Source organism: Thiorhodovibrio frisius, from assembly GCF_033954835.1.
Lineage (GTDB): Bacteria > Pseudomonadota > Gammaproteobacteria > Chromatiales > Chromatiaceae > Thiorhodovibrio > Thiorhodovibrio frisius.
In genome coordinates this window covers 640,079-652,240 of the sequence record NZ_CP121471.1, presented here as the reverse complement: position 1 = coordinate 652,240, position 12,162 = coordinate 640,079, and the positions used below count along the sequence as shown (strand labels likewise).

Sequence of the window (12,162 nt, the reverse complement as noted above, 5' to 3'; positions counted from 1 at the left end):
CCCCGCGCAGGCTCGCCGGCCAGGACGGCTATCTCAATCGCGTTCGATACCGTCCGGCAAGGCTCGCGGCGCCTGAATGCGCAAGCGCTTGCTGCGGCTGTGCTCGCCACTGAGCAGGGTCACCTGCGCGCGCGGCACACCAAAGGCTTTGGCCACAAAGGCGATGAGGCTGGCATTGGCACGCCCATCAACCGGGGGGGCGCGCAACTGGACTTTAACGGCATCGCCAATCGGCTCGGCAAAGCCGTCGCGACGCGCCCGCGGCTGCACCCGCAAATTCAGGGTCAAATCCTCGCCGTCCCAGCGATACCAGGTCATGCTCCTGTCAGGTCGCCCGCTCGCAACCGTTCAGAGCATCAGTCCCGCTGGGGCCATGCTCAACGCAAGCAAAGGCGGCAACAGCAGCATCTGTAGCAGCACCAGCACAATCATCACCACCATGGGCGAGAGATCAAGGCCGCCAATGGGCGGCAGCAAGCGTTGAGCCGGGAGCATCAGCGGATCGGTCAAGCGCCCGAGCAGGGAGACCGCCGGGTTATAGGGGTCGGGATTCACCCAGCTCAGAATCACCCGAATCAGGATGGCGAACAAAAAGAGATTCAGCACCAGCTTGACAAGCGCCGGAATGGCCCACAGCGGTGCCAGCCACGCCAGGCTCGAGGCGCCAAGCAGCAGAGCGATCACGAGCAGCTCGATGCTTTTGACCACCCAAGCCACCACCAGAGAGGAGGTATCCATCCCCTTGATGCTTGGCACAATACGGCGCACCGGCTGCAACACCGGTCCGGTCAGCTTCACCACGAACTGGGAAATCGGGTTATGGAAATCGGCACGCGCCCATTGCAGCAAAAAACGCAGCACCAACAGGGTGGTATAGATGCCGAACAGCGTCTTGACCAGAAAAACAATCGGGTTAATGAAATAGGATGTATCCATGACATGGCCTCCGGGAGATAATCCGTTAGATTTCGTGTTGTGTCGCAGCGCCGGAGTTGCCAGAACACTTCCGCGCGCAGACGAAGCGGCTAACCGTCAATCAGTCCTCGCACTGCATCGCTTTACTGTGAATCAGACGGATTCATTACCCTGGGTGGTCGGGACCATGAAGGTTAGGAAAGCTCGGCGGACAGCTCGGCCGCGCGTGCCCGCGCCGCAGCGATAGCTTGATCAACCAGTCCGCTGAAGCCGCCTTCGTCAAAGCAGGCGATAGCGCGCTCGGTGGTGCCGCCCGGCGAGGTCACCCGGGCGCGCAGTTCAGCCGGCGACTCATCGCTTTCCATCGCCAGGCGAGCGCTGCCAAGCGCGGTCTGGATGGTCAGCAGGCGCGCGGTCTCGGCATCCAGCCCTTGACGGATACCAGCCTGTTCCATCGCTTCCATCAGCAGCAGAAAATAGGCTGGTCCGCTGCCTGAGAGCGCGGTTACAGCATCGATATCGGCTTCGCTCTCGACCCACTGTGTCAGCCCAGCGGCGCGCAGAATCTCCTCGGCCAGATTGCGCTCTTCCTCGCTTGCCTGTGCGTTGGCATAAAGGCCGATGGCGCCCGATTGCACCAGCGCAGGCGTGTTGGGCATGGCGCGCACCAGGGGAACCGACCGGCCCAACCAGTGCTGAATGCTGACATTGGTGACGCCAGCCATCACGGAGATGACCAGTGGCGCACTGGCGGGAAGCAAAGGTGCGAGCGCGCGGCAAACCCCGGCAGCCACCTGCGGCTTGACACTGAGCACCACCACGCGCGCGCCTTGCAGCATCGCCTGGGTGTCCGCACTGGCCGTGACGCCAAAATGGCGCCTGAGTTGTTCGCACTTGGCGGCATCGGGCTCGACAACACGGATAGCTGCAGGCTCGTGGTCATCAGCAATCAGACCGGCAATCAGGCTGCGGGCCATGTTGCCACCACCGATAAAAGTGAGAGATGTATTCGACATGGATTTTGAACGCTTTTGGTCTTTACTGTTTGCTCCAAGCTACTGGAACGTTTCGATACTCTGTAAAAGGACAGAACGAGCCGAAATCTCAAAGGGTTTCGGTTTGTCAGACCGGCGCACGTTCGCCGAAAAGCGCAGTGCCGACGCGCACCATTGTAGCGCCCTCGGCGATGGCAGCTTCAAGATCCCGCGACATGCCCATGGAGAGCGTGGGCAAAGGCCTGTGCTCGCGCGCAAGTTGATCGCGCAGCGCCCGCAGCGCCGCGAAAGGACGCCGCTGGGCGGCGAAATCCTCCGCCGGCGCCGGCAGGGTCATCAAGCCCTCAAGGCGCAAGCTCTCAAAGTCTTCAATCTCCGCGATCAGATCCGCCGCCTGCTCAGGCTCGATACCCGCCTTAGACGCCTCGCCGCTTAGATTGACCTGGACGCAGACGTGCACCGGACCGCGCTCAGATGGGCGCTGAGCCGCCAGGCGCCGCGCATGATCCGCGCTGGTCAGTCCATGCACCCAGTCAAAATGCTCGGCGATCTGGCGGGTTTTGTTCGACTGCACCCGACCGATGAAATGCCATTCGATGTCATGTCCGGCCGCCGCCTGTTGTTTCTCGACACCCTCCTGCACATAGCTTTCGCCAAAGGCGCGCAGGCCGGCGGCATGGGCGGCCATCAGCTTGCTCAGCGGTTGGCGTTTGCTGACCGCCAGCAAGCGCACACTGCCGGGTTCGCGCCCAAAACGCTGCTCGGCTGCCTGAATCCGCGCTCGGACCTGTTCGATACAGGTGGCTATTTGGCTGTCATGATCCGTATTCATGGGGGATTCATCACCGGTTTATGCCCGATATCCTCAAGCAAATCTATCGCCCAGCGCGGCCAACAACTGCGCCAGCGCCTGCCCCCGGTGGCTAAGCGCGTTCTTGGTGCCGGAATCCAGCTCGGCGGCACTGCAATTCTGCCCAGGCACCCAGAACAGCGGATCATAGCCGAAGCCTTGGTCGCCGCGCAGCTCGGTCAAAATCCGTCCCTCCCAGGTGCCCTGACAAATCACCGGGGTCGGGTCCTCGGCATGGCGCAGATAGACCAGCAGACACTGAAAGCGCGCCTGGCGATGCCCCTGGGGCACCTCGGCCAAGGCTTCGAGCAGTTTGGCGCAATTGGCTTGATCATCAGCATGCGGGCCAGCATAGCGCGCCGAATGGATACCTGGCGCCCCCTTTAGCGCGTCAACCTCAAGCCCGGAGTCGTCGGCAATGGCCGGCAGACCACTGCCCGCTGCCGCATGGCGAGCTTTCAAAATCGCATTTTCGACAAAGGTCAGGCCGGTTTCCTCGACGCTGTCGATGCCGAATTCCGCTTGCGCATAAAGGCGCACGGCATCCGGCTGCAAAAGTTGCTCGATTTCGCGCAGCTTGCCAGCGTTATTACTGGCAAGGACCACGGCATGCTGGTGATGGGTCATGGTTGAATGCTCTGAGATTTGCTCAGGCGGCCGCCGGCTCCAGCGCCGCGCGCTGCAGGCTGAATATCTCATTAAGCCCACCGGTGGCCAGATCCAGCAGGGCATCGAACTCGCTGCGGCTGAAGGCGCGCCCCTCGGCCGTGCCCTGCACTTCGATCAAGCCGCCGTCGGCGTTCATGACCACATTCATGTCGGCTTGCGCGTTCGAGTCCTCGGCATAGTCGAGATCGAGCACCGCTGTACCCTCGTAGAGCCCAACCGACACCGCCGCGACCTGCGCCAGCAGCGGAGAGGCCTTCAGCGCCCCGCGCGCCACCAGGCCATCCAGGGCGTCCCGCAACGCGACCCAGGCCCCGCTGATAGCGGCGGTGCGGGTGCCGCCATCGGCCTGTAACACATCGCAGTCGAGCGTGATGGTGCGCTCACCCAAGGCTGTCAGGTCCACCGCCACGCGCAAAGAGCGCCCGATCAGCCGTTGAATCTCAAGGGTGCGCCCACCCTGACGACCACGCGCGGCCTCGCGATCGGTGCGCTCCGAGGTGCTGCCGGGCAGCATGCCATATTCGCCGGTCAACCAGCCGCTGTTCTTGCCGCGCAGAAAGGGCGGCACCCGCTCGGAGACGCTGGCGGTGCAGAGCACCCGGGTATCACCAAACTCCACCAGCACCGAACCGGCCGCATGTCGAGTGTAATGACGAGTAAAGCGAACCGGGCGCAGTTGATCGGGACGGCGGGCGGAGGGACGCATGGGGGACTCCTAGTGGTTCAAGCGGGCAATTTGGATAAGTTGATCAGATGCCGACCAAAGCGACGCCCTGAGGCGGACGTCAAAGCTCCTGCGTCAGCGTCGAACTTGGCGCTCCGATGCGCAGGCCGGTGGTGGCGGAATTGATATCGCCGCCAGCCTGGAACGACGGCAGCAGCTCGCGCAAGGTCGACTTCGGCAGCGCGTAGTCCTGGCTTTGCAGCACGGTCAGGAACTCCCCGGCATCCTGGGGGCGTTTCTCGGGTTCGAGTTCCATCGACCAATCGACAGCCTCAAGCAGCCCGGCAGGATAACGATCTTTCATGACCTCCGCCAGAGGCACCATCACATCGTTCTCGACCCGCTCGGGAGAAGGCTGTGGGGTTTTGGCCTCGATGCAGGAGCGCATGGAGGCGCCCACGGCATAAACATCCGTCCAGGGGCCGATATTGCCGCCGCTACTGTATTGCTCGGGGGGCGAATAACCGGCGGTGATCACCTGCCCGCCAAGGCTGCGCCCGGAGGACATCACCTGCACGGCGCCAAGGTCGAGCAGCAGCGGATCATGCCCATGGCGCAGATGAATATTTCCGGGCTTGATGTCGAGATGCAACATGCTGCGCGCGTGAATCAGCATCAGCGCATCGAGCAGGGGCAGAAAAATGCGCAACAGCAGGGTGGTGCTCAACGCACCACCGCGCTCGTGAACAAACTGCGCCAGATTCCGCCCGCGCTCATGCTGCATCACCAGATAACCGGTGCCATGGGCCAGATAGAGCCCGCGCACCCCGACAATGTTTGGATGCCGCAACGCGGCCATGGCCTTGGCCTCTTGAAAGAACAGCCGCAGACTGCGAATCATGCTCACGCGACTATTCTCATCAGTGGCTTCCACCCACTTGTTCTCCAGACGCCGGGCGATCTTTTTCGGCATAAACTCCTTGATGACCGCCTCATCGCCGGTCTCATCATCCTTGGCCAGATAGATCAGGCTAAAGCCGCCCTTACCGATGGTGCGCACTATACGGTAGCAGTCGATGAAAGTGCCTGGCTCGAGGGTGTCGCGATTGGGCGCTGCCATAGAAATGACTTCCAGCGTTGGAGCAAAAAACGCACGCGGCGGGCGACGCGCACGAACCATGGCGACTTTCGCCACTACAGGTTTGATTGACCCGTCTGGTATATCATAAGACGCGAAACCGCACCAAGGCCACCGAGCGAGACCCAGGCTCCACGGAGGCAAGCCAGTGTGCCACCAAAATCCCAGCCCCAAATGCCCGCAATGATTAAGAGTATGACTGCCTTCGCCCGCCGCCAGACCGGCGGCGCCTCTGGCGAGCTGAGCTGGGAAATCCGCTCGGTCAATCACCGTTTTCTCGAGCCCAATTTGCGTCTGCCCGAGGAGTTGCGCGGGCTAGATCCGGACGTGCGCGAGCGCCTGTCCGCGCGCCTAAGCCGGGGCAAAATCGACTGCACGCTCAGATTCGTGGCACCGACAGGTGGCGGTGTTGAACTGCGCATCAACGAGCCACTGCTGTCCCAAGTGTTGAGCGCCGCCGAGCGCATCGCCGCCCGGATGGGTGACTCCCGCGCGCCTTCCACGCCCTCTGTTATGGATCTGCTGCGCTGGCCCGGCATGCTCGAAGAATCTGAACCGGATATGGACAGTCTCAATACGGCGGCACGAGCGCTTTTTGATGACACCCTGACCGAACTCATCGCCGCGCGCGAGCGCGAAGGCACAAGGCTGCGCGCACTGATCGAACAACGCAGCGAACGCTTGGCCGCGCTTGTTGCCGAGGCACGCGCGCGCATGCCGCAACTGCTCGATGAGATGCGCCGGCGCATCAGCGGGCGCCTGGCGGAAGTGCGCGGTGAACTCGACCCCAACCGTCTCGAGCAAGAGATGGTGCTGCTCGCCCAGCGCTGCGATGTCGATGAAGAAATGGACCGACTGAGCGGCCACATCGAGGAAGTCCGCCGGACGCTCGCCGGCGAGGGTCCCGTCGGTCGCCGCCTGGACTTCTTGATGCAGGAACTCAACCGCGAGGCCAATACCCTGGGATCAAAATCCAGCGACGCGACCCTCACCCGCATCGCCGTCGACATGAAAGTGCTGATCGAGCAAATGCGCGAACAAATCCAAAATCTGGAGTAAGGGAGCCCCGAATGAGCCATAGCAACGCTTCTGAACCGCCATCATCCGCGCCTGGCCAAACTAAGCAAACCACCGGTCAGGGCGACAACAAGATCGGCAAGAACGACGCCGAAGATGATAAAAAAGGCACGCTATTCGTTGTCTCGGCCCCCTCCGGCGCCGGCAAGACCAGCCTGGTACGCGCCCTGCTCGAGCGCAATTCCAATCTGCACCTGTCGGTGTCCTACACCACCCGGGCGCCGCGCGCGGGCGAGATCGACGGCGTGCATTACCATTTTGTCAACCGCAAGACCTTCGAGCGAATGGTGGCCGAGAACGCTTTTGTAGAGCATGCGCAGGTGTTCGACAACGCCTACGGCACCGCGCGCAAAACCCTGCGCCAGGCACTCAATGACGGCCAGGATCTGCTGCTTGAAATCGACTGGCAGGGCGCGCGCCAGGTGCGGACAAATTTTCCCGAGGCCGTATCCATTTTTATTCTGCCGCCATCGCTGACGGAACTCGAACGACGCCTGCGTGACCGTGGGCAAGACAGTGACGAAATCATCGCTCGACGCATGGCCGAGGCGCGCAGCGAACTCTCGCACTACGGGGAATACGACTATCTGATCGTCAATGACCGCTTCGAGTCCGCCCTGGCTGAATTACGCGCCCTGATCTGCGCCTTCGGACTGCGCCGGGCCACCCAGAAGCAGAAGTTCGGCGATACCCTGGACGCCATGCTTGAGGGCGAAGCCTAAGTTGAGAGCGGCAAGACTGGGTGCGATGACTCAGTTGCGCCTGGTTACGGTGATTTTCCGACCAAATTGCGGAAAATCCCTTATCGAAACAGGAAAAGTTTGCTATTTTCCAAGTTAAATGAATCTTCTTTTTACCAAAATCACCACAGGTACCTGCGACCCATGGCCCGTATTACTGTCCAAGACTGCCTCGAACATGTTGATAATCGATTTGAACTCGTCTTGCTTGCGACCAAGCGTGCGCGACAGTTGAGCAATGGGGTTGAGCCCTTGCTCCCCTGGGCCAAGGACAAGTCAACAGTACTGGCGTTAAGAGAAATCGCTGGTGGGCACATCAATCCGGCGCAGGTGGAGGAACCACCGGCCAAGTCCGAAGACATCTCGAAATCGCTCGAGGAAGCCTTGGCCGAAGAACTGGCCGCCTCAGTCGCCAAGGATATTTAGCATCCCGCGCGGTCATCATGGGGGATACCGCATTCGCAGCATCAGTCGCCGAAGCAGCCATACCCGCGCTGAAAGGCGACGCTGATCCGGTTTCAGCTGATCCGGATTCGCCTGATCGGGACCCCGCCAGCCTGGATGCGCGTGTCCCGGGTGCGACAGCAGTCCCAGCCAGTAGACTGCAACCCCCGCCAGCCCCCGCACACGAACGCGCCGATATCAAGCCCGGTACGCGTTTTCTCATCAGCGACCTGTGCAAACAGCTCGAAGGCTATCTGCCACGCGAGCAAATTAGCGAAATTTATCGCGCCTATCTATTTAGCGCCGAAGCGCATGAAGGACAGGCGCGCACCAGCGGCGAGCCCTATATCTACCATCCCATTGCTGTCGCGCGCATCCTTGCCGACCTGCGAATGGACCACAAATGCCTGATGGCGGCGATTCTGCACGATGTAGTAGAAGACACGCCAACCGCCAAGGAACAAATCGCCGAAGTGTTCGACGACGAAATCGCCGAACTGGTCGATGGCGTCAGCAAGCTCACCCAGATTAAGTTCAAGACCGATGCCGAGAAGGAAGCGGCGAATTTCAGCAAAATGATGTTGGCGATGACGCGCGACATTCGCGTGATCCTCGTCAAGCTGGCTGATCGGCTGCACAACATGCGCACCATGGGGGTGATGCCGCCGGAGAAGCGCCGGCGCAAATCGCGCGAGACGCTCGACATCTACGCCCCCATCGCCAACCGCCTGGGTATTAATAGCATCCGCCTGGCGTTAGAGGACTTCGGTTTCAGTCATCTATGGCCGTGGCGGCATTTTGTGCTCAACAATGCAGTGTGCAAGGTACGTTGCGGTCATCATGAGATGATTGCCAGCGTCGAGAGCGCCATCCGTCACCGGCTCGAACAGCAGGGCATCGTCGCCGAGGTAACCGGGCGCGAAAAACACCTCTACAGCATCTATTGCAAGATGCGCGATGAGGGTAAATCCTTCCGCGATTTAGTGGATGTCTTTGCCTTCCGCGTCATCGTCGACTCCATCGACACCTGCTACCGGGTGCTTGGGCAGGTTCACAATCTTTACAAGCCGGTGCCGGGGCGCTTCAAGGACTATATCGCCATCCCCAAGTCGAACGGCTATCAGTCCATCCATACCGTGCTCTTCGGCCCTCAGGGTGTCAAGATCGAAATCCAGATCCGCAGCACCGACATGCACCGGGTGGCGGAGTCAGGAATTGCCTCGCACTGGCTGTATAAAACCGGCGGCGAACATGGCAAGACGCCCGCCCTGGCCAGCGATTGGTTACAGAATCTGCTTGAATTGCAGCGTGATTCCGGCAACCCGCGGGAGTTTCTGGAGCACGTCAAGGTCGATCTCTTCCCCGATGATGTTTATGTCTTCACGCCCAACGGCGAGATCAAGGTCCTGCCGCGCGGCGCAACGGCCATCGACTTCGCCTACGCCATCCATTCCGACATCGGAAACACCGGCGTCTATGCGATGATTGATCGCCGCCCCGTGCCTATTAATTCCATCTTACGCAGCGGCCAGACGGTCGAGATATCGACCATGGCCAGCGCCACGCCCAAGACGCACTGGCTGAAGTTTGTCGTCACTGGCAAGGCACGAGCGAACATCCGCAACTTTCTCAAGAACATGCAGCAGCGCGAAGCGGCGCGCCTGGGACGCGATCTGGTCAATAACGAGCTGACCAACATCGGCCTAAGTCTGGATGATATCAGCGCCGAGCAGATCGCCGCCTATGCCCTGCAGACAGATGCCAGCTCGGCCGATGAGATGTTTGCCGACATCGGCCTGGGCAACCGCATGCCCATGCTGGTCGCCCGCCGACTGGCCAGCCCCGACAGCACCGAACAACCCGAACCCTCGACCGTCACCCCCAGTTCGTCAGTATCCAGACAGCAACTCGCAATTCTGGGCACCGAGGGCATGGTAATGACCTTCCCGCGCTGCTGCCGCCCGATTCCGGGCGATCAGATCGCGGGATTGTTCAATCCCGGCAAAGGCATCGTGGTGCACCGTCTGGAGTGCCACAACCTCGGCGACTTCGAGGCCAAGCGTGGCCGTTGGGTGGACCTGCAATGGGCCGAAGCACCCAGCGGAGATTTCATCACCGAGATCCGCATTGAAGTCGAAGACCAGCGCGGCGCCCTAGCCAGCATCGCCACCGCCATCGCCGAAGCCGGCTCCGACATCGCCAATATTCAATCTCGCGACAAAGCCGGCGGCGCCTCCACGCTCGACTTCCAGATCAAAGTCCAGTCGCGTCGCCACCTCGCCCGCATCCTCCGCCGCCTGCGCCAGATCCCGCTCGTCCTGCGCATTACCCGCCTGTGCCGCTGAGGCGCAGGTTCTTCCCCGAGCACTCCTGGCCACTTGGCTGTTGCACTGAGTCTCATGGTCCCGGCCACCCTGGAGAATAAAATCTTTTTGTCACTATAAGCATCCTTTCGTGCACGATCCGGAAGATGAGCCACTTGTGATTCACAGCCCTGTTGCGCGCCGATTCAATTCCGACTTGCATGCTAGGTTTTTTGCCATCATCATCTGGTCATGATTGCGAGTTTCAGCTTGGCTGATGACAAATTCATGCCCCAGTACCATTGGGGCCCAGTAACCTTCGGGATAGATACCATGACCACCCTGACTCCGGACGACCGCCTCCTGATGACCCGCCGCACCATGAAGCTGCTTGAGGCTTGGGGGCTAGGCGCGAGCGACATCATGCACCTGCTGCGACTGCCTGAGAACGTGAAGGCACGTCATGTTGCGCGTTTTCGCGATGAGGAAGCCTTTCCGGATGATCCAACGGTGAACCGCCAGATCGGCTATCTGCTGCGCATCGAGGAGGCCTTGCACACCTACTTTCCGCGCAACCCGGAAATGCGCGATCTGTGGGTCAAGCGTGGCAACAAACAGTTTGGCAAAAAGGCGCCCGTGGCGGTGATGGTCGAGGATGGTGAGAGCGGCATGATCTCAGTGCTGTCCCATCTCGATTGCACCTTTGCCTGGGATCTGACCGGCTCCAAAGCTGAGTATCAGACAGCCTGAGCGGACATGGGCTTGCGGCTTATTGGGCCGGCCCAAAACCGAAAACTCAGTTGCTAACGCTATAGCCGTGCGGATTTTTGAGCTGCCAGCGCCAGCTATCGGCGGCCATTTCGGCCAGGTCATGCTGCGCCCGCCAGCCAAGTTCGCGCTCGGCCTTGCCTGGATCGGCGTAACACCGGGCTACATCACCCGGGCGACGCGGATGAAATCGAAACGCCAATTCACGCCCGCACGCCTGCTCAAAAGCCTTGAGCATCTCGAGCACCGAGTAACCCTGTCCGGTGCCGAGATTGAACACCCGCACTCCGGGCGCCGTGGCCCCATGCTGAAGGGCCGCGAGATGCCCTCGGGCGAGATCAACCACATGGATATAATCGCGCACCCCGGTGCCATCAGGCGTTGCATAGTCGTTACCGAACACCCGCAGTTCAGGTAAGTGACCGACCGCAACCTGGGCGATATACGGCATGAGGTTGTTCGGGATGCCGTTTGGGTCTTCGCCGATTAGGCCGCTCGGATGGGCGCCGACCGGATTGAAATAGCGCAGCAGGGTGATGTGCCAGCGCGCGTCGGCTGCGGCCAGATCGCGCAGAATGTCTTCGACCATCTGCTTGGTGCGCCCATAGGGGTTGGTAGACCCAAGCGGGGCTTCTTCGTTGATGGGAACCTGTTGCGGGTCGCCATAGACAGTAGCCGAGGAGCTGAATACCAGGTGGCGCACATCGAACTTTTCCATCACGCGACAAAGCGTCAGGGTGCCTGCCACATTGTTGTCGTAATAGAGCAGCGGTTGCTCGGTTGACTCCCCGACGGCTTTCAAACCGGCAAAATGTACCACGGCGTCGACCGGGTGTCGGGCAAACACCTGCTCCAGCGCAGGCGCATCACGCAGGTCAACGCGCTCAAATACAACATCCTGTCCGCTGATCTGGCGCACCCGCGAAAGCGCCTCAGCCTTGCTGTTGCAGAGGTTATCCACCACCACAGGCTCATGCCCGGCGGCCAAGAGTTCGACCAGCGTATGAGTGCCAATGTAGCCAGCTCCACCGGTAACGAGAATCTTCATCAGGTTTTCTCCCTAGCTCGGATGTTGGATGCCCGCTTGTCACTAGGTTTACGGGGCGGCATCATAATCCCTCGCGCAACTCAACTCGCAGCCGACGCAGTAGCTCCCCATCAAGACTATCGCCTGCCAGCGGCAAAGACAGGCGACGCCAGCCACCGACGGCAAAATTCAGCACCATCAGCCGCTGGCCGATAAAGCTCGACCCCAGCAGCCGCGCACGCACGGGCTCGCCGGTGTTCAGCACCAGCTCCCAAGCATCGCACGTGCGATTGGCCTGCATGATCGACCAAGGCAGGCAGCGCCAAAAGTGGGTCGCGAAGCTCCAGTAGCCATGCGCCCCAAGGAGCAGGGCGAGCCCGACTCGAAAGGTCCAGAGTAGGGGCAAGGCGGCAATCACGGCCATGGCGCCGAGATGCAGCAGCGTCCAAACCACCAGCATCTGCCGCGACCATGCCGGTTGCAGGACCAGTCGCGCAGGCTCAGACGGCGATTCTGACATCAAAAAGCACCACTTGAATCTTCCGGGAAGCACTCCCGTGAGCGATCAGGTC

The 12,162-nt window shown here is 60.9% G+C and carries 14 protein-coding genes; 5 read left to right on the top strand and 9 right to left on the bottom strand.

All coding sequences use genetic code 11. The features are described 5' to 3' along the window. Nucleotides 1-33: 33 nt before the first annotated feature. From Thiofri_RS03335 to Thiofri_RS03305, 7 genes are all read right to left on the bottom strand, one after another. Complete coding sequence (locus Thiofri_RS03335) at nucleotides 34-318, bottom strand: DUF167 family protein (RefSeq protein WP_009150292.1); 285 nt, start codon at nucleotides 316-318, stop codon at nucleotides 34-36. A gap of 30 nt (nucleotides 319-348) precedes the next feature. Next, nucleotides 349-936: a YggT family protein gene (locus Thiofri_RS03330; protein WP_009150291.1), complete on the bottom strand. Its 588-nt coding sequence runs from the start codon at nucleotides 934-936 to the stop codon at nucleotides 349-351. 173 nt (nucleotides 937-1,109) lie between these two features. Further along, entirely contained in the window at nucleotides 1,110-1,931 is an 822-nt protein-coding gene (gene proC, locus Thiofri_RS03325; RefSeq protein WP_009150290.1) for a pyrroline-5-carboxylate reductase, read from the bottom strand. Nucleotides 1,932-2,037: 106 nt separating this feature from the next. Further along, complete coding sequence (locus Thiofri_RS03320) at nucleotides 2,038-2,742, bottom strand: YggS family pyridoxal phosphate-dependent enzyme (RefSeq protein ID WP_009150289.1); 705 nt, start codon at nucleotides 2,740-2,742, stop codon at nucleotides 2,038-2,040. Nucleotides 2,743-2,775: 33 nt separating this feature from the next. After that, complete coding sequence (gene rdgB, locus Thiofri_RS03315) at nucleotides 2,776-3,387, bottom strand: RdgB/HAM1 family non-canonical purine NTP pyrophosphatase (protein WP_009150288.1); 612 nt, start codon at nucleotides 3,385-3,387, stop codon at nucleotides 2,776-2,778. Between the two features lie 22 nt (nucleotides 3,388-3,409). After that, the gene (gene rph / locus Thiofri_RS03310) at nucleotides 3,410-4,135 is read right to left on the bottom strand and encodes a ribonuclease PH (protein WP_009150287.1); all 726 of its coding nucleotides are present in this window, start codon (nucleotides 4,133-4,135) and stop codon (nucleotides 3,410-3,412) included. A gap of 79 nt (nucleotides 4,136-4,214) precedes the next feature. Continuing rightward, on the bottom strand, nucleotides 4,215-5,213 hold the full coding sequence (locus Thiofri_RS03305; protein WP_009150286.1) for a serine/threonine protein kinase: 999 nt from the start codon (nucleotides 5,211-5,213) through the stop codon (nucleotides 4,215-4,217). A gap of 201 nt (nucleotides 5,214-5,414) precedes the next feature. Here Thiofri_RS03305 and Thiofri_RS03300 point away from each other — a divergent pair, with 201 nt between their 5' ends. The 5 genes from Thiofri_RS03300 to Thiofri_RS03280 all read left to right on the top strand — a co-directional run bounded on the left by Thiofri_RS03300 (nucleotide 5,415) and on the right by Thiofri_RS03280 (nucleotide 10,545). Further along, entirely contained in the window at nucleotides 5,415-6,290 is an 876-nt protein-coding gene (locus Thiofri_RS03300) for a YicC/YloC family endoribonuclease (RefSeq protein WP_040857354.1), read from the top strand. A gap of 11 nt (nucleotides 6,291-6,301) precedes the next feature. Next, a complete protein-coding gene (gene gmk / locus Thiofri_RS03295; protein ID WP_009150284.1) occupies nucleotides 6,302-7,030 on the top strand; it encodes a guanylate kinase in 729 nt (242 codons plus the stop codon). Between the two features lie 162 nt (nucleotides 7,031-7,192). Beyond that, entirely contained in the window at nucleotides 7,193-7,474 is a 282-nt protein-coding gene (rpoZ, locus tag Thiofri_RS03290) for a DNA-directed RNA polymerase subunit omega (RefSeq protein ID WP_009150283.1), read from the top strand. A gap of 17 nt (nucleotides 7,475-7,491) precedes the next feature. Then, nucleotides 7,492-9,837, top strand: coding sequence for a RelA/SpoT family protein (locus tag Thiofri_RS03285; RefSeq protein WP_009150282.1), 2,346 nt, complete (start codon nucleotides 7,492-7,494; stop codon nucleotides 9,835-9,837). Nucleotides 9,838-10,128: 291 nt separating this feature from the next. Then, nucleotides 10,129-10,545: a hypothetical protein gene (locus Thiofri_RS03280; protein WP_040857911.1), complete on the top strand. Its 417-nt coding sequence runs from the start codon at nucleotides 10,129-10,131 to the stop codon at nucleotides 10,543-10,545. Nucleotides 10,546-10,591: 46 nt separating this feature from the next. Here the strand turns inward: Thiofri_RS03280 and galE are convergent, their stop codons facing one another. Then, nucleotides 10,592-11,611, bottom strand: a complete 1,020-nt coding sequence (gene galE, locus Thiofri_RS03275) for a UDP-glucose 4-epimerase GalE (RefSeq protein ID WP_009150280.1) — start codon at nucleotides 11,609-11,611, stop codon at nucleotides 10,592-10,594. A 61-nt stretch (nucleotides 11,612-11,672) separates the two neighbouring features. Continuing rightward, nucleotides 11,673-12,110 carry a hypothetical protein gene (locus tag Thiofri_RS03270; protein ID WP_040857352.1) on the bottom strand — a complete coding sequence of 146 codons (438 nt, stop codon included), beginning with the start codon at nucleotides 12,108-12,110 and terminating at the stop codon, nucleotides 11,673-11,675. Nucleotides 12,111-12,162: the final 52 nt, after the last annotated feature.

Excerpts from the sequence above, each read along its gene's own strand:
- Thiofri_RS03335 (WP_009150292.1), bottom strand. The coding sequence starts at position 318 with ATGACCTGGTATCGCTGGGACGGCGAGGATTTGACCCTGAATTTGCGG.
- Thiofri_RS03330 (WP_009150291.1), bottom strand. The coding sequence starts at position 936 with ATGGATACATCCTATTTCATTAACCCGATTGTTTTTCTGGTCAAGACG.
- proC (WP_009150290.1), bottom strand. The coding sequence starts at position 1,931 with ATGTCGAATACATCTCTCACTTTTATCGGTGGTGGCAACATGGCCCGC.
- Thiofri_RS03320 (WP_009150289.1), bottom strand. The coding sequence starts at position 2,742 with ATGAATACGGATCATGACAGCCAAATAGCCACCTGTATCGAACAGGTC.
- rdgB (WP_009150288.1), bottom strand. The coding sequence starts at position 3,387 with ATGACCCATCACCAGCATGCCGTGGTCCTTGCCAGTAATAACGCTGGC.
- rph (WP_009150287.1), bottom strand. The coding sequence starts at position 4,135 with ATGCGTCCCTCCGCCCGCCGTCCCGATCAACTGCGCCCGGTTCGCTTT.
- Thiofri_RS03305 (WP_009150286.1), bottom strand. The coding sequence starts at position 5,213 with ATGGCAGCGCCCAATCGCGACACCCTCGAGCCAGGCACTTTCATCGAC.
- Thiofri_RS03300 (WP_040857354.1), top strand. The coding sequence starts at position 5,415 with ATGATTAAGAGTATGACTGCCTTCGCCCGCCGCCAGACCGGCGGCGCC.
- gmk (WP_009150284.1), top strand. The coding sequence starts at position 6,302 with ATGAGCCATAGCAACGCTTCTGAACCGCCATCATCCGCGCCTGGCCAA.
- rpoZ (WP_009150283.1), top strand. The coding sequence starts at position 7,193 with ATGGCCCGTATTACTGTCCAAGACTGCCTCGAACATGTTGATAATCGA.
- Thiofri_RS03285 (WP_009150282.1), top strand. The coding sequence starts at position 7,492 with ATGGGGGATACCGCATTCGCAGCATCAGTCGCCGAAGCAGCCATACCC.
- Thiofri_RS03280 (WP_040857911.1), top strand. The coding sequence starts at position 10,129 with ATGACCACCCTGACTCCGGACGACCGCCTCCTGATGACCCGCCGCACC.
- galE (WP_009150280.1), bottom strand. The coding sequence starts at position 11,611 with ATGAAGATTCTCGTTACCGGTGGAGCTGGCTACATTGGCACTCATACG.
- Thiofri_RS03270 (WP_040857352.1), bottom strand. The coding sequence starts at position 12,110 with ATGTCAGAATCGCCGTCTGAGCCTGCGCGACTGGTCCTGCAACCGGCA.